General features: G+C 71.8%; 12 protein-coding genes and 1 pseudogene. 8 read left to right on the top strand and 5 right to left on the bottom strand.

Annotated features, from left to right (window positions below):
• Positions 1–45: 45 nt before the first annotated feature.
• From yajC to AAH979_RS20545, 5 genes and pseudogenes are all read left to right on the top strand, one after another.
• Positions 46–339, top strand: coding sequence for a preprotein translocase subunit YajC (gene yajC / locus AAH979_RS20565; RefSeq protein WP_346259739.1), 294 nt, complete (start codon positions 46–48; stop codon positions 337–339).
• A 249-nt stretch (positions 340–588) separates the two neighbouring features.
• The gene (gene secD / locus AAH979_RS20560) at positions 589–2,496 is read left to right on the top strand and encodes a protein translocase subunit SecD (RefSeq protein ID WP_346259738.1); all 1,908 of its coding nucleotides are present in this window, start codon (positions 589–591) and stop codon (positions 2,494–2,496) included.
• Position 2,497: 1 nt separating this feature from the next.
• Positions 2,498–3,718: a protein translocase subunit SecF gene (secF, locus tag AAH979_RS20555; RefSeq protein ID WP_346259737.1), complete on the top strand. Its 1,221-nt coding sequence runs from the start codon at positions 2,498–2,500 to the stop codon at positions 3,716–3,718.
• A gap of 98 nt (positions 3,719–3,816) precedes the next feature.
• Positions 3,817–4,380 carry an adenine phosphoribosyltransferase gene (locus AAH979_RS20550; RefSeq protein WP_346259736.1) on the top strand — a complete coding sequence of 188 codons (564 nt, stop codon included), beginning with the start codon at positions 3,817–3,819 and terminating at the stop codon, positions 4,378–4,380.
• 563 nt (positions 4,381–4,943) lie between these two features.
• Positions 4,944–7,208: pseudogene (locus tag AAH979_RS20545) on the top strand (bifunctional (p)ppGpp synthetase/guanosine-3',5'-bis(diphosphate) 3'-pyrophosphohydrolase); the annotation flags it as partial.
• Between the two features lie 125 nt (positions 7,209–7,333).
• On the opposite strand, the gene AAH979_RS20540 reads toward AAH979_RS20545, so the two are convergent.
• Together AAH979_RS20540 and AAH979_RS20535 are read right to left on the bottom strand one after the other, a co-directional pair.
• Entirely contained in the window at positions 7,334–8,161 is an 828-nt protein-coding gene (locus AAH979_RS20540) for a peptidylprolyl isomerase (RefSeq protein ID WP_346259735.1), read from the bottom strand.
• 64 nt (positions 8,162–8,225) lie between these two features.
• Positions 8,226–9,182 (bottom strand): peptidylprolyl isomerase, encoded by a 957-nt coding sequence (locus tag AAH979_RS20535; RefSeq protein ID WP_346259734.1) that lies wholly within the window; start codon positions 9,180–9,182, stop codon positions 8,226–8,228.
• Between the two features lie 325 nt (positions 9,183–9,507).
• On the opposite strand from AAH979_RS20535, the gene AAH979_RS20530 reads away from it, so the two are divergent.
• From AAH979_RS20530 to AAH979_RS20520, 3 genes are all read left to right on the top strand, one after another.
• Entirely contained in the window at positions 9,508–10,260 is a 753-nt protein-coding gene (locus AAH979_RS20530) for an MBL fold metallo-hydrolase (protein WP_346259733.1), read from the top strand.
• Between the two features lie 40 nt (positions 10,261–10,300).
• Positions 10,301–11,647 carry a histidine--tRNA ligase gene (gene hisS, locus AAH979_RS20525; RefSeq protein WP_346259732.1) on the top strand — a complete coding sequence of 449 codons (1,347 nt, stop codon included), beginning with the start codon at positions 10,301–10,303 and terminating at the stop codon, positions 11,645–11,647.
• A 68-nt stretch (positions 11,648–11,715) separates the two neighbouring features.
• A complete protein-coding gene (locus AAH979_RS20520) occupies positions 11,716–12,663 on the top strand; it encodes an acyl-ACP desaturase (protein WP_346259731.1) in 948 nt (315 codons plus the stop codon).
• A 119-nt stretch (positions 12,664–12,782) separates the two neighbouring features.
• On the opposite strand, the gene AAH979_RS20515 is transcribed toward AAH979_RS20520, so the two are convergent.
• Genes AAH979_RS20515 through AAH979_RS20505 form a run of 3 tightly spaced genes read right to left on the bottom strand, consistent with a single transcriptional unit; the run spans position 12,783 to position 16,461 of the window.
• Entirely contained in the window at positions 12,783–15,122 is a 2,340-nt protein-coding gene (locus AAH979_RS20515) for an ABC transporter permease (RefSeq protein ID WP_346259730.1), read from the bottom strand.
• Positions 15,119–15,829 (bottom strand): ABC transporter ATP-binding protein, encoded by a 711-nt coding sequence (locus AAH979_RS20510; protein ID WP_346259729.1) that lies wholly within the window; start codon positions 15,827–15,829, stop codon positions 15,119–15,121. Before AAH979_RS20510 ends, AAH979_RS20515 begins: the two co-directional genes overlap by 4 nt.
• The gene (locus AAH979_RS20505; RefSeq protein WP_346259728.1) at positions 15,826–16,461 is read right to left on the bottom strand and encodes a PadR family transcriptional regulator; all 636 of its coding nucleotides are present in this window, start codon (positions 16,459–16,461) and stop codon (positions 15,826–15,828) included. The genes AAH979_RS20510 and AAH979_RS20505 overlap by 4 nt, the downstream gene beginning before the upstream one ends.
• Positions 16,462–16,593: the final 132 nt, after the last annotated feature.

The following is a 16,593-nucleotide window of genomic DNA, read 5'->3' as shown; positions in this document are numbered from 1 at the left end:
ACAGTGCCTTTGGCAGCAGCGAGCGGCGGCGGAGCCGGGAGTTTCATGCCGCTCCTCATGATTGTCCTGCTCTTCGTCGTCATGTACTTCATGATGATCCGGCCGCAGCAGAAGCGGCGCCGCGAGGCCGAGCAGATGCAGTCCTCGATCGGCCCCGGCGACGAGGTGGTCACCATCGGCGGGCTCTACGGCACCGTCACCAGCGTGGACGACGAGACCGTGATGCTCGAGGTGGCGCCCGGCGTACAGACGCGGTACGCGCGGCCGGCGATCGCCCGGGTCGTCCAGAAGGTGGAGCGGGTCGAGTCGGTGCCGGAAGAGGTCGACGCGAAGGAATGAACCTTTTCCAACCTCACCTTGCGGTCCGGCGGACCGCAGGGTCGGCTGCGGTGCGTGGGTGCCGCGCGGTTCAGGTTGAAAAGGTTCAACGACCGACCCCGCCCGACGGGGCAGGGTTGGCATCGAAGATAATAGATCGACGGGCCGGTGGGACCCCCACCGGTGCGGTACGCATGTCGCCGGACTCCGCCGGCCTCCGACCCGCCGCCCACCACTAGCGGCCGAACCGCGCAGGGAGACAGGAAAGCCGTGGCACCACCTCAGGGACAGATGCGACCCGGGCGGCAGCTGGCCGTGCTCGGGTTGATCTTCACCGTCCTCTACCTTCTGGTGTTCTTCGCCGCCGGGGCCAAGGGCAGCTGGACGGACCGGCTTGAGCCGAAGCTCGGCCTGGATCTCGTCGGCGGCACCCGGATGACCCTGACCACCGAGGCCGGCGAGGCGCCCCCCGCCAGCTCCCTGGAGAGGGCCCGGCAGATCATCCAGAACCGGGTGGACGGCCGCGGTGTCGCCGAGGCCGAGGTGGTCACCGAGGGCAACCGCAACATCGTGATCTCGGTGCCGGGTCAGAACGCCGACCTCAACGACGTCGGCACCCCGGCCGAGCTGCGGTTCCGCAAGGTGCTCAAGACCGTCGACGGCGGCGGTCCGGTCAACGCCGCACCGTCGCCCGGCGCGTCGGCCAGCCCGGCCCCGTCCGGCAGCCCAGCCCCCTCCGGCAGCGCCAGCCCGTCCGGCAGCCCGTCTCCGGCGGTGACCTCGTCGCCAGGCGCCGGCGGTGGACAGGGCGGCGGCGCTCCGGCCCCCACGCCCACGCCGAGCGGCAGCGCCTCGCCGGCACCGAGCGCCTCGGCCAGCGCCGCCCCGGCGGCTCCGGGCGACCAGACCCCGGAGCAGCAGCGCGCGGCGGTGGAGCGGAAGGTCGGTGCCGAGGCATGGGCCGCCGCCACCGCGCTCCAGGCGCCGGCGGACTTCAGCGCGGACCCGGCGCTTGCCGAGAAGCTCAAGCCGTTCGCCGACCTGACCCCGCAGGAGATCCGGGTCCTGCCGGCCGGCGTCCAGTTCAACGTACCGACCATCACCTGCGAGAAGCTCGACCAGCGGCCGCCCGGCTCGATCAAGGAGTCGAACCAGCAGGTGGTCGCCTGCGAGAGTGGCCAGCAGAAGAACCTGCTGGACGTCGCCAAGGTGGAGGGGACCGACGTCCAGGACGCCGACGGGGTGCTCGACCAGACCACCAGCCAGTACGTGGTCAGCCTCGACTTCACCGGCGACGGCCAGAGCAAGTGGACCAACCTGACCCGCGAGGCGTACAACAACACCGACAGCCAGTGCGACCAGGCGGCCCTGGGCGACGAGGGCCGGTGCCGGGTGGCGGTGGTGCTGGACAACCAGATCATCTCCTCCCCGGAGATCCAGGGCGTGCTGACCGGTGACTCTCAGATCACCGGCAGCTTCACCAACGCCAGCGCCAACGAGCTGGCCAGCCAGCTCCGCTACGGTGCCCTGCCGCTGACCTTCGAGCCGCAGGAAGCGCAGAACATCACCGCCACGCTCGGCACCGAGCACCTGCGAGCCGGCCTGCTGGCCGCCGGCATCGGCATGCTCCTGGTGATCATCTACGCCTTCTTCTACTACCGGCTGCTCGGCTCGGTGATCTTCCTCAGCCTGATCCTCTCCGCCATCCTGGTCTTCGGCGCGCTGGTGGTGCTCGGCCGCCAGATCGGCTTCACCCTGACGCTGGCCGGGATCGCCGGGTTCATCGTCTCGCTGGGCGTCGCCGCCGACTCCTTCGTCATCTACTTCGAACGTCTGAAAGACGAGATCCGGGAGGGGCGCAGCCCGCGCAGCGCGGTACCCCGCGCCTGGGCCCGGGCCCGCCGTACGATCATCTCGGCGAACGCCATCTCGATCATGGCCGCCGTGGTGCTCTACCTCGTCTCGGCCGGCACGGTGCGCGGCTTCGCCTTCGCGCTGGGCCTGGCCACCATCCTCGACCTGGTGGTCGTCTTCCTGTTCCGGCATCCGATCATGACGATGTTCGCGCGTACCCCGGCATTCCTGTCGCCGCGGGTCAGCGGGCTGGGTCGGGCGCTGCATACCGGGGACGACGACGAGGCGCCGACGACCGGCAAGACCCGCGTGAAGGAGGCCTGAGATGAGCAGGAGTGGGCTCGCCAGCCGCTTGTACCGCGGTGAGGCCGGTCTCGCGATCGTCCCCCGCCGCAAGCTGTGGTTCAGCATCTGCGGTGGCCTGGTCTTGCTGACCGTGCTGAGCTTCGTGATCCAGGGCTTCACCCTCGGCATCGAGTTCAGGGGCGGCAACGAGTTCCAGGTGCCGACCTCGGTCGGCACCATGCAGCGGGCCGAGGAGGCGGTGCACAACGCGCTCGCCGACGAGTCGACTCCGGAGGGGCCGGCCGAGGTGGTCTCCAGCCAGCAGGTCGGCAACGGAGCCAACGCCACCTACCTGTTCCGGACCTCGCCGCTCGACCAGCAGCAGGCCACTGACGTACGGACGGCGGTCGCGCAGGAGCTGGGCGTCCCGGTCAGCGACAACCGGGTCAGCGCGGCCTGGGGCGCCCAGATCACCCAGCGGGCGCTGATCGGTCTGGTGATCTTCCTCGTGCTGGTCACCGGCTACCTGGTGCTCCGGTTCGAGCTGCGGATGGCGATCGCGGCGGTCTCCGGCCTCGCCCTCGACCTGCTGCTCACCGCCGGCATCTACTCGGCGGTCGGCTTCGAGGTGACCCCGTCGACCGTCGTCGGCTTCCTCACCATCCTCGGTTTCGCGCTCTACGACACCGTGGTGGTCTTCGACAAGATCCAGGAGAACACCCGGGGCATCACCGGTGGCAGCAGCCAGACGTACGCCGAGGCGGCCAACCTGGCCCTGAACCAGACGCTGATGCGGTCGATCAACACCTCGGTGGTCGCCCTGCTGCCGGTCGGTGGTCTGCTCTTCATCGGTGCCGGGCTGCTCGGCGCCGGCACGCTGAAGGACCTCGGCCTGGTGCTCTTCGTCGGTATGGGCGCCGCGTTCTTCTCGTCGATCTTCTTCTCGACGCCGCTGCTGGTGTCGCTGAAGGAGCGGGAGCCGCGGATCCGGCAGCACACCCAGCGGGTGCTGGCCCGCCGGGCCGGCGGTGGCCGGGACGCTTCCGCCACGCGCCGCCCCGCCCGGCAACCCGGCCAGGCCCGGCCGGCCGCCGAGACGCCGGCCGAGCCGACGGCTGAGGATGCTCCGGCGCCGGCGGCCGAGGCGACCGCGCTGGCCGGGGCCGCGCCGAAGGTCGGCTCCCGGCCGTCGGGCAAGCGGTCCGGTGGCGCCCGGGGCGGTCGCTCCGGTGGCAACCGGCCCGGTGGCAAGCGGCGCTGAGCCGGACAGCCGGCGCTGAGCCGGACGAACGGACCGAAAGGCGCCCGACGCGCCGCCCAGGCGGCGGGTCGGGCGCCTTTGCCCGGAGAGGACGCAGTGTGACGGAGACCCCGACCGAGGTACGCGGCGACAGCGGCCCGGTCACCGCGCAGTTGGTGGCCAGCCGGGTACTGGACGTGCCCGACTTCCCGAAACCCGGCATCGTGTTCAAGGACCTGATGCCGTTGTTCGCCGACGGCATCGCGTTCCGGACGGTGATCGACGACATCGTCGACCACCACGGGCGGGACTCGTTCGACGTGGTGGTCGGGATCGAGGCGCGCGGCTTCGTGGTGGCCGCCGCGATCGCGTACGCCACCGGGGTCGGGGTGGTGCCGGTGCGCAAGGCCGGCAAGCTGCCCCGGGCCGCGTACGCCGCCTCGTACGCCCTGGAGTACGGCGAGGCCACCCTGGAGGTGCACCAGGACGCGTTTACGGCCGGACACCGGGTCCTGGTGGTCGACGACGTACTCGCCACCGGCGGGACGGCACAGGCCACCCTGGAGTTGGTCGAGCGGGCCGGCGGCACGGTGGCCGGGTTCAGCGTGCTGATGGAGCTGGGCTTCCTGAATGGTCGCGAGCGGCTCGCGCCCCGGTCGGTTCATGCCCTGTTGACCGTTTAGCCCCCCGGTGACCGCTCGACCGCGCCGTACGTCCGGAGGACGGTCACCAGGTTGTCCGGGCGGGTACGATTGCCCTTCGTGGCTGGCCCGGGCGACATGCCCGTGACTGGCGTAGGACCGGCTCGACCGGCTACGGTCGGGTCATTCCCGGCGAAGTGTTGAGGAGGCCGGTGTCTTCCGATGTCGCCCCTCCGGCGGAGGGCATGGTGCATCCCACCAACGAGGCTGGTACTTCTGCCGACGTCACGACCAGCGCTGGCGGCGCCCAGTCCCCGGCCGGCGGACCCACTCGTCCTGGTGCGCTCTCCGGGCCCGTGGAGCCGACGGCCGCCGCCGAGCAGGCCCAGACCGGCCCCGGGCGGGCCGGCGGGGCGACGCGACCGCTCGGTGCGGCCCAGCCGGCCGCCGGCAGCCAGGCCGGTGCCGCCGCTGCGGCTGCCGGACCGCTCGGCGGTCCCGCCCCCGTACCGGCCGTACCGGCCGGCGTCGGTGCCATCGGGGCCGGCACGACCGCCGAGTTCGCCGGAATGGCGGGCGGGGCTCCGCAGCCGCCCGCGACGAGCTTCGCCCTGGCCAACGCGCCGACCGGGCGCCGGGTCCGGGCCCGGCTGGCCCGGTTCAACGCTCCCTGGCAGACCCCGCAGGTGAGCGAGGTGCTGGAGCCGCTGATCGCGACACACCGTGCGTCGCACCCCAAGGCGGACGCGCGGCTGCTGCAACGTGCCTTCGACATGGCCGCCCGGTGGCACTCCGGGCAATACCGCAAATCCGGTGACCCCTACATCACCCACCCGCTGGCGGTCGCCACCATCCTGGCCAACCTCGGGATGGACACCACCACCCTGGTCGCCGCGCTGCTGCACGACACCATCGAGGACACCGACTACGGGCTCGACCAGATGCGCGCCGACTTCGGCGCCGAGGTCGCCCTGCTGGTCGACGGCGTCACCAAGCTGGACAAGGTCAAGCTGGGCGACGCGGCCAAGGCGGAGACGATCCGCAAGATGGTCGTGGCGATGGCCAAGGACCCCCGGGTGCTGGTCATCAAGCTGGCCGACCGGCTGCACAACATGCGTACCCTGACCTTCCTGCCCCCGGCCAAGCGGGAGCAGAAGGCGAAGGAGACGCTGGAGATCCTGGCGCCGCTGGCGCACCGGCTCGGTATGAACACCATCAAGTGGGAGCTGGAGGATCTGGCCTTCGCCAACCTCTTCCCGAAGCGCTACGAGGAGATCAACCGGCTGATCGGGGAGCACCAGCCGCAGCGTGAGGCGCTGCTGCGGCAGGTGACCCAGAAGGTGCAGATCGATCTCCGTTCCGCCAAGATCAAGGCGGAGACCACCGGCCGGCCCAAGCACCTCTACTCGATCTACCAGAAGATGATCGTCCGGGGTCGGGACTTCAACGACATCTACGACCTGGTCGGCGTGCGCATCCTGGTCGACACGGTGCGGGACTGCTACGCGGCACTCGGTGTGATCCACGCGAACTGGCAGCCCGTGCCGGGGCGGTTCAAGGACTACATCGCGATGCCGAAGTTCAACATGTACCAGTCGTTGCACACCACGGTCATCGGGCCTTCCGGCAAGCCGGTCGAGATGCAGATCCGCACCTACGCGATGCACCGTACGGCCGAGTTCGGCATCGCCGCGCACTGGAAGTACAAGGAGAAGAAGGGCGAGACGATCGTCGGCCCGCCGGCCCACATCGACGAGATGACGTGGCTGCGGCAGTTGCTGGACTGGCAGCGCGAGGCGGCCGATCCGAGCGAGTTCCTCGACGCGCTCCGCTTCGACCTCTCCAGCCAGGAGGTCTACGTCTTCACGCCCAAGGGCGACGTGATCCCGCTGCCGACCGCCTCGACTCCGGTGGACTTCGCGTACGCGGTGCACACCGAGGTCGGGCACAAGTGCATCGGCGCGCGGGTGAACGGCAAGCTGGTGCCGCTGGAGTCGACGCTCTCCAACGGCGACGTGATCGAGATCTTCACCTCGAAGTCCGACACCGCCGGCCCGACCCAGGACTGGCTGGGCTTCGTCAAGAGCCCACGGGCCCGGACGAAGATCCGGCAGTACTTCAACAAGGAGCGCCGCGAGGAGGCGATCGAGGCCGGCAAGGACGCGATCGTCAAGGCGATGCGCAAGCAGGGCATGCCGTTGCAGCGGATGCTGACCACGGACAACCTGATGACCATCGCCCGGGACCTGCACCTCGCCGACGTCGCCTCGCTCTACGCGGCGGTCGGCGACAGCCAGGTCTCCGCGCAGTCCGTGGTGCAGAAGTTGATGGCCGGCTACGGCGGCGAGGAGGGGGCCGCGGAGGACCTCGCCGAGACCGCGGTCGCCACGCGCCCGCAGCGCCGGGGCAACAGCAACGACCCGGGCGTGGTGGTCCGGGGGGTCAGCGACGTCTGGATCAAGCTCGCCCGCTGCTGCACGCCGGTTCCGCCGGACTCCGTGTTCGGCTTCGTGACCCGCTCCGGCGGGGTGAGCGTGCACCGCGACGACTGCGCGAACGCCGAGGACCTCAGGGCGCAGACCGAACGCGTCGTCGAGGTGAGCTGGCGGCTCACCTCGGCCTCGACGTTCCTGGTCGCGATCCAGGTCGAGGCGCTCGACCGGCACAAGCTGCTCGCGGACGTGACCCGGGTGCTCTCCGACGAGCGGGTCAACATCCTCTCCGCCACCGTGACCACCACCCGGGACCGGGTGGCGGTCAGCCGGTTCAGCTTCGAGATGGCCGACCCCAAGCACCTGGGGCACCTGCTCGCCGCCGTACGCAAGGTGGACGGCGTCTTCGACGCCTACCGGGTCACCTCAGGCGCCTGAGCCGTCCGGGAGGCCGGGAGAACGGGCCGCCGGCACGGGGGGGCCTCACGTCACGAACGACAAGAACGGCGCCGCGCCACCCCTCGACGGGGCGGCGCGGCGCCGTTGTGCCTACGGGTCCGGTCTCAGCCGACCGGGGCGCTCATGGTCAGCGACTTGATCAGGACTTCCTTCTTCGGGTGGCCGCCACCGGCCTGCTGCGCGAAGGCGCCGTCGTCACCGGCCGCGCCGACCTGGGCGACCAGGTCCAGACCGCCGGTGACGGTGCCGAGCACCGTGTACGAGGCGGGCAGCTGCGAGTCGCCGTACACGATGAAGAACTGGCTGCCGGTGCTGCCCGGCTGCCCCGAGTTCGCCATCGCGATCACTCCGGCCGGGTACGGCGGCCGCTTGTCCGTCGGCAGGTTCTCCTCGGCGAACCGGTAGGTCGGCCCGCCGGTGCCGTCGGTCTCCTTCCACTTGTCGCCGGTGACGCTCGGGTCGCCGCACTGGAGCACCTGGAGGCCCTGGGTGACCAGCCGGTGGCACTTGGTGTTGTCGAAGAACTTCTTCTCGGCGAGGTGGGTGAAGCTGGCGGCGGTGCAGGGCACGTCGGCGAGGTTGATCTTGGCGGTGATCGGACCGAGGTTGGTGTCGATCGTCATCGTCTGGCTGCCGGTGTTCTTCACCGAGGTCGGCGGCAGCCCGACGTCCTTGGTCGCCGCGTTGCGCTGCTCGGCCGGGATGTCGGTCCAGGCGCAGGTGGCGGCGCCCGCCTCGGTCGAGGCGTCCTTGTCGTCGCCGAGACTCATCACCAGCCACACCGAGCCGGCGACCACCAGCAGCAACGCCACCCCCGCGCCGATGCTGGCCTGCACTTGCCGGCGCTTGCGGGCGGCGGCGGCGCGCTCGGCCATCTCCCGTTCCAGCTTGGCCCGCGCCGCGGCGCGCTGCCGCTCTCTGGTGGACGTCACGGTGGCTCCTCCTGGACTATGTGCAGCGCGGCCGGGTCCGCGGCTGGGCTGGTCTCTGCGGTTCTCAGGACTGTCCGGCGACCGTCGGGCTGGCCGACGGCGCGGTCGGCGTCGGGGTCGCCGCCGACGGTACCGCCGTCGGGTCGCCCGACGCCGGCTCACCGACGGTGAGGCTCTGGATCACCACGTCGGTCTTCGGCTTGATTTTGACGCCGGAACCATTGTCCACGGTTTCCATGGCGCCGATCTTCTTGATCACGTCGAGCCCGCCGGTCACCCGGCCGACGATCGGGTAGTTGGGCTGGGTCGGGCTGAAGTCCTTGAAGAAGATCAGGAACTGGCTGCCGTTGGCGCCGGGTGGGTTGCCGATCATCGCGACGGTGCCGACCGGGTAGAGCGGCGCGGCGGGGGTGGTCGCGGTCGGGCTGGGGGACGGGCTCGCCGACGGGCTGGCGCTGGCCGACGGGTCGGCGGACGGGCTCGGCGCCGGGGCGTCCGGGGTGTTCTCGCTGAAGAACGTGTACGTCGGGCCGCCCTGGCCGGTACCGCTCGGGTCGCCGCAGCGCAGCGCTCCCTCGCTGGTCAGTTCGTGGCACTTGGTGTTGTCGAAGAACGACTTCCCGGCCAGGTGGCTGAAGCTGGCCGCCGCACACGGCGCATTCGCCAGGTCCAGCTCGACGGTGACCGGGGCGCCCTGGTCCGTGGTGATCGTCATCGGCCGGGTGCCGGTGGTGGGCAGGTCCCGGGTGGGCGGGGTGCCGACGTCCTTCAGGTTCGTGTTCGCCTGGGCGTCCTGGCTGGTCCAGGCGCACGTCTCGGGGGCGGCGGCGTCGTCGGCCGGGTCACGGTCGAAACCGCCGAGCGCCCAGAACGAGCCCAACACGATCAGCAGCAGTGCGACGGCGGAGCCGATACCGGCCCGGATCTGTCGCTTGCGCCGGGCGGCGGCCGCCCGGCGGGCCATCTGCCGGTCGAGCTTGGCCCGCGCGAGTTTGCGCTGCCGGTCTCTGCTGGAAGCCACCCGCGCTCCCCTTTCCATGTGCCCTGGTCGTCGTCTTACCTCAGGTCGCCGTGCCGGCGGTCGTCCTGGCCACGGCACGATCCGCCGCCCCGGCGTCAAGTGCGCCACGCCACACGCCCGCCAGAGTGTACGGGTAACCGCTGGGAAAGTGTTGTACGAGGTCACCCCGAAACCATCGGAGATTATCACTGTGTCTCCTGGCGCCTCCCGGGGCAGGTGTATATGAGCGGTCGGTCGTGCGGGCCGCCCGATATGGTGGGGTCGAAACTGACATTGAGACCTGAGGGCCAAACGCTACTGAGACCGTCGGATGGGAGGAGCCCACGTGCTCGTCGCCGGCTTCCCCGCGGACGCCTTCGGCACCAACTGCTATGTGGTGGCCACCGCGCCAGGGGAACAGTGTGTCGTCGTCGACCCCGGCATCGGGGTGCTGGACCGGCTCGACGATCTGCTGGCCGAGCATCGGCTGCGGCCGGCCGCCGTGCTGCTGACCCACGGTCATCTCGACCACACCTTCTCGGTCGCGCCGGTCTGCGGCGCCCGGGGCATTCCGGCGTACGTGCATCCGGGCGACCGCGAGCTGCTCGCCGACCCGGCCAAGGCGCTCTCGATGGACCTCGCCCAGCTCTTCGGCGGCCGGCTGCCGTACGCCGAGCCGGAGGAGGTGGCCGAGCTGACCGACGGGGCGACCCTGGCCCTGGCCGGGTTGGAGATCACCGTCGACCACGCGCCGGGCCATACCGGCGGGTCGGTGCTGTTCCGGCTGCCGGGCGCGGGCCCGGCCGTCCGGTCCGACCTGCCCCTTCCACCCGGGGTGGACTGGGCGGCGGAGCAGATCTGCCTGGCGGGCGACGTGCTCTTCGCCGGGTCGATCGGCCGCACCGACCTGCCGGGCGGCAGCCTGCCGACCATGGTGCGGAGCCTGCGGGAGAAGATCCTCCCGCTTGCCGACGACACCGTCGTGCTGCCCGGCCACGGCCCCGCGACCAGCATCGGCCGCGAGCGGGCGAGCAACCCGTACCTGATCGAGGTCGCTGACCTCGACGGGCCGTGGGTCGCGCCCACCCGGGGCTGGTAATCCCCGCTCGCGCGTTGGCGCGAGATCCGACAGGAGCATGATGAGCAAGCCAACATCGATCTCCGGCTTCCCGGAGTGGACCCCGCCGCAGCGGATGATCGAGCAGTACGTGCTGGAGCGGATCCGGCGCACCTTCGAGCTGTACGGCTTCGCGCCGCTGGAGACCCGCGCCGTCGAGCCGCTGGAGCAGCTCCTGCGCAAGGGTGAGACCTCCAAGGAGGTCTACCTGATCAGCCGGCTCCAGGAGGAGGGGCCGGCGGGCGCCGGCGAGGGCACCCTGGGGCTGCACTTCGACCTGACGGTGCCGTTCGCCCGGTACGTGCTGGAGAACGCCGGCCGGCTCCAGTTCCCGTTCCGGCGCTACCAGATCCAGAAGGTCTGGCGGGGGGAGCGCCCGCAGGAGGGGCGCTACCGCGAGTTCCTCCAGGCCGACATCGACATCGTGGACCGGGACGTCCTGCCGCCGCACCACGAGGCCGAGATCCCGCTGGTGATCGGCGACGCGCTCGGCGGCCTGCCGATCGGTGGCACCGACGGGCGGCTGCCGATCACGATCCAGGTGAACAACCGCAAGATCCTGGAGGGCTTCTACCGGGGGGTCGGGCTGGCCGACCCGCTGGCGGCACTGCGCGCGCTGGACCGGCTGGACCGGATCGGGCCGGACCGGGTGGCGGCGCTGCTGGCCGAGACCGCCGGGGCGACCGAGGCACAGGCCAAGGCGTGCCTGGCGCTGGCCGAGATCGCCACAGCGGATCCGTCCTTCGCCGACGCGGTGCGCGGGCTCGGGGTGACCGACCCGATGCTGGACGAGGGGCTGGCCGAGCTGGTCGCGGTGATGGAGAACGCGGTCGCGCACGCCCCCGGGCTCTGCGTGGCCGACCTGCGCATCGCCCGGGGCCTGGACTACTACACCGGTACGGTCTACGAGACCCAGTTGCGCGGGTACGAGCGGTTCGGCTCGGTCAGCTCCGGCGGCCGGTACGACAACCTCGCCAGCGACGCCAATGCCCGGTTCCCGGGAGTGGGCATCTCGATCGGGGTCACCCGGCTGCTCGGGCTGCTCTTCGGCGCGGAGGCGTTGACGATCTCCCGCAGCGTGCCGACCTGCGTGCTGGTGGCGCTGGCGGCCGAGGAGCGCCGGCCGGAGAGCAACCGGATCGCCGACGCGCTGCGCCGCCGGGGCATCCCGACCGAGGTGTCGCCGTCGGCGGCGAAGTTCGGCAAGCAGATCCGGTACGCGCAGCGGCGCGGCATCCCGTACGTCTGGTTCCCGGGCGCGGACGGCGTCGGCGACGAGGTGAAGGACATCCGCTCCGGCGACCAGGTGGCGGCGGCGCCGGATGTCTGGCAGCCGCCGGCGGCGGACCTCTGGCCGACGGTGGGCTGATCTTGCCTGACCGGGGGTGCCGGCCGTAACCTACGCGAACGTAACTTACGCCAGCGTAGGGAGAGCCCGTGACCGTCACCCCCACCGCACCGCTGGGCCAGACCGCCCTGCTGATCGAGTTGGAGCCGGTCGTCGCGGACAATCTCGACCGGCACCTCCGGGTTGCCAAGGAGTGGTTCCCGCACGAGTACGTGCCGTGGGGTGAGGGGCGGACCTTCGACGGGATCCTCGACGGCGAGGCGTGGGCGCCCGAGGACAGCACGGTGCCCGAGGTGGCCCGGACCGCGCTGGTGGTCAACCTGCTGACCGAGGACAACCTGCCGTCGTACCACCACCAGATCGCGACGCTCTTCGGTCGGGACGGCGCCTGGGGGACCTGGGTGCACCGGTGGACCGCCGAGGAGGGGCGGCACGGCACGGCGATCCGGGACTACCTCACCGTGACCCGGGCGGTCGACCCGGTGGCGCTGGAGCGGGCCCGGATGACCCACATGTCCGCCGGCTACGACAACCCGCACGACGACGAGGTGCTGCACTCGCTGGCGTACGTCTCGTTCCAGGAACTCGCCACCCGGATCTCGCACCGCAACACCGGCCGGGTCACCGGCGACCCGCGCTGCGAACAACTGCTCGCCCGGATCGCCGCGGACGAGAACCTGCACATGGTCTTCTACCGCAACCTGCTCGGCGCCGCCTTCGAGCTGGCCCCGAGCCAGGCGATGCGGGCGGTCGCCGACGTGGTGGCCGACTTCCAGATGCCCGGCAACGGCATCGAGGGCTTCGCCCGCAAGTCGGTGGCGATGGCCCTGGCCGGGATCTACGACCTGCGCCAGCACCGCGACGACGTGCTGCTGCCGGTACTGCGGCAGTGGGACGTCTGGAACGTCACCGGCCTGGACTCCGACGGCGAGGCCGCCCGCGAGCAGATGGCGGCGCAACTCGACGAGCTGGACCGGGCGGCGGCCCGGTTCGAGGAGAAGCGGGACGCCCGGCTGGCCCGCCGGGCCGGGGCCTGACAGACCCACACCGGGGAGGGGGCGGCCCGGTCCCGGGAGCGCCCGCTCCGGGACCGGGCCGGGTCAGCGCCGGTCGACCGCGGGGACCCGTCCCCCGCGCTGGACCTGCCCGGTCGCGGTCATTCCGTGCGGAGCCCGGTCGGCCGGAGCAACCGCCACAGCACCGGCAGGCTCGCCCCGGTCACCAGCAGGACGACGCTGGCCGCGATCCCGGACATGGTGCCGATGCTGGGCCAGTCGAGGCGTACCGGCTGGCCGACCAGGGACAGCAGGATGCCGCCGAGCGCCGTACCCAGCACGATCGCCAGGGCCAGGCCGAGCAGCACCGGTACGGCGGTCTGCCAGAGCACCGAGGCGCCCAGCGTGCCGCGCCGGGTGCCGAACGCCACCAGCACGGCGAGCGTCCGGCGCCGTTCCCGCAACTGCTCCAGGATGCCGACCAGCAGGCTGGCGCCGAGCAGCAGCAGGGTGGCGACCACCCCGACGTAGAGCCCGCGGCGGATCTGGGCGAACCGACTGACCTCCTCGGTGGCGCGCAGCGTCTGCACGTCGGTCGTCGGACCGATCCCGGCGGCCGCGTTGCGGACCAGTTCGATGGTGTCAGGGCGGCTCAGGTCCATCACGAGGTAGACCCTGCCGCGCAGACCAGGTAGCGCGGCCGGGTCGAGTGCGCCGGGGGTGGCGAGCAGGCCGGTGAACCGGTTGCCGGCCGGGTCGGTGCGGGCGGGTACGGTCCGCAGATCGGTCGGGACGGTCCACCGCGTGGTGGTCTCCGGATCCCGGAAACCGATCTCCACCTGCTGCCCGGGTGCCGGCTGGTTCGCCTGTTCCGGTGACTGCTCGTCGACGATCTGGAACACGTCGCCGTCCACGCAGCGGTCCGGGTTGGCGAGTTCGCGCAGCTCCGCGCAGTCCGCGATCCGCAGCAGGCCGCCGGGCCGCTCGCCGTACTCGTCGGGTGTGGAGCCGACCGGCGAGATGGTGGTGTCGAGGACGGCGGCCGCCCGTTCGACCCCTGGGACGGTCCGGAACCGTTCGGCCAGCGAGCCGGCGTCCGGCCCCAGATCGTCCCTGACCAGGACCATCGCCTGGGCCCGGCTGACGTCCTGGCCGGTGTCCCGGACGTAGTTGTGCTGGACCCCGGCGAAGAGCATCTGCAGGGCGATCCCGCCGGCCACCGCGACCGCGACCCCGCTCACCATCCGGGCCGAGGACTCGCTGTCGAGTTGCAGCCGGCGGATGGCGAGCTGCCACGAGACGCTGCCGCCGCGCATCCGGCGGACCACGGCTTCGACCAGCCAGGGCAGCAGCGCGGCGACCCCGACCAGCAGCAGCACCACTCCGATGATCACCTGAGCCTGGTTGACCGGGCCGCCGGTCTGGTCGATCCCGCCGCGCAGCGGGGCGAGCAGCGCGGCGCCGACGACCGGCACGATCAAACGCCACCAGAGCCGGCGCCGCCGGTTGGCGGACCGGCGTACCACGCCGAGCGGTTCGACGACGATCCGGCGCAGCGCGAGCTGGGCGACCGCGACGGCGACCGCCGGCACCGCCAGCACGATCAGTACGGCGAGCGCCGGGCTGGGCCGAACGTCCCCGGCGAAGACGCTGATCCCCTCCAGCGTGACGAGTTCGACGAGTTGCCGGCCGAGCAGGAAGAAGACCGCACCGCCGAGCAGCCCGAAGAGCGCGCCGACCAGCGCCTCGCCGGCCGCGACCCGGCGGGTCGTCACCGCGTCGGCGCCGACCAGCCGGAGTGCGGCGAGTCGCCGGTCCCGGGCCTCGCCGCCGAAGCGTACGGCGGCGGCGATGAAGACCGCGATCGGCAGCAGCAGCACCACGAAGATGATCATGACGAGCAGCATCAGCACGGGGTCCAGCCCCTCGCCGCTCGGCTCGGCACCGAAGTGGTCGATCCGCATCGTGCCGCCGCCCGGCCGGAGCCGGTCCGTGCCGAGGTAGTAGGCGTACTCGTTGGGGCCGGAGAGGCCCTGGTCGGCGATGGTGCCGACGACGGGATGGTCGAGCCGGGGCCGGAGCAGGGCCCCGTCCGGCGAGTCGAGCAGCCGGGCCAGTGCGGGGGAGACCACCAGCTCACCGGGGCCGGGCAGCCGGGTCAGCCCCGGGGGTACCGGCGGATGCGCCCCATCCGGTTGGAGCAGCCGGCCCCGGATCACCTCGTCCCGGTAGACGGTGTCAGCGGCCGTGACCAGCAGGGTCCGGTCGCCGGGCGGCGGCTGGTCGACACCGAAGAACTGGTCGTCGCGGGCGGCGGTCCGCTCCGAGCGGCCGTCCAGCATGGTGGAGATGGAGGTGCTGGTCAGCAGCAGCGCCACCCCGAGGCCCACCCCGAGGGCGGTCATCAGGGTCCGGAGCAGCCCGTTGCGGCCACCGGCGAAGACCAGCCGGGCCCCGAGGGCCAGGTCGGCCGCCCAGCCGGTGGCGCGGGGCCGGCTCACCGGTCCGCCAGCACGGTCTCGCGGGTACGGCCGTCCCGCACCACGATCTCCCGATCGGCGTACGCGGCGACCCGCGGCTCGTGCGTGACCAGTACGACGGCGGCCCCGGCCTCCCGGGCCGCCCCGGTGAGCAGCCGCATCACCTGCTCGCCGTTGAGCGAGTCCAACGCGCCGGTCGGCTCGTCGGCGAAGACCGCCCGGGGCGCGGTGACCAGGGCCCGGGCCACCGCGACCCGCTGCCCCTGCCCGCCGGAGACCTCGCCGGGGCGCTGCCCGGCCACGTCGGTGACCTCCAGGCGGGCCAGCCACTCGGCCGCCCGGCGCTCGGCCTCGCGGCGGCGTACCCCGGCCAGCCGCAGTGGCAGCGCGACGTTCTCCAGGCAGGTCAGTTCGGGTACCAGTTGGCCGAACTGGAACACGAAGCCGAACTCGCTGCGGCGCAGCGCGCTGCGCTCGGCGTCCGACATCGCGGAGAGTTCCCGGTCGCGGTAGCGCACCGCACCGGCGTCCGGCCGGACGATCCCGGCCAGGCAGTGCAGCAGGGTCGACTTGCCCGAGCCGGAGGGACCCATCACGGCCACCACCTCGCCGGCCCGGATCGCCAGGCTCGCCCCGTCCAATGCCGGAGTCGTCCCGTACGCCTTGTGCAGCGCGACCGCCGCAAGCAGCGGCTGGTCCCCGGTGCTCAGGTGTTCCGCGGTGCTCATGCCGGCACCCCGCGTCCGGTCGGCTCGCCGGACCGCACCGATGCCTCGGCCCGCGCCGCCGATGCCTCGGTCTGTGGTGCTGCTGCGTCGGTCCGGGCCGCCGGTGTGGCGGCGGAGAGCGTGGCGGCGAGCTGGTCGAGGCGGGCGGCGGTCAGCTCCAGCCACCGCAGGTCGGCCTCCAGGTGGAAGAGCGCGAAGTCGCAGATGAGCTGGTCGGCGAGGTCGCCGTCGGCCTTGCGCCGGGTCAGGGTACGCATCAGCCGCAGGTGCTCGGCGCGCTGCACGTCCAGGATGTCGGCGGCGTCGCGGCCGGTGAGCAGCCCGAGCACCACCTTGGCGTAGAGGGTGTTCTGCAGGTAGGCGTCGGGCTTCTCCGGTTGGGCCAGCCAGCGCCGTACGTCGGTGACCCCGGCCTCGGTGATGGCGTAGCGCTTGCGCTCCGGGCCGGCGCCGGGCTCCACCCCGTCGACCTCGACCAGACCGCTTTTCAGCAGCCGGGCCAGCGTCGAGTAGACCTGCCCGTAGTGCAGCGGGCGGCCCTGGCCGAACCGTTCGTCGTAGACCCGTTTCAGCTCGTAACCGTGCCGGGGGCTGGCCTCGAGGAGGCCCAGGAAAGTCTGTCCGATCGACATGCCCGGGGACTCTACACCACACGTATACACCCAATGTATAGCCGGGGTGCGTACCGGCTCCGTGACTCTGATGGTCGATCTGCGTTGTGAGAGTTCGTTAACACGACAGACATCGATGCACTCAGATTCATG

It is taken from the genome of Plantactinospora sp. ZYX-F-223 (genome assembly GCF_039649625.1).
Classification (GTDB): Bacteria; Actinomycetota; Actinomycetes; order Mycobacteriales; family Micromonosporaceae; genus Plantactinospora.
Note: the sequence above shows the minus strand (reverse complement) of the source record. Positions and strands in the feature narration are given on the sequence as shown.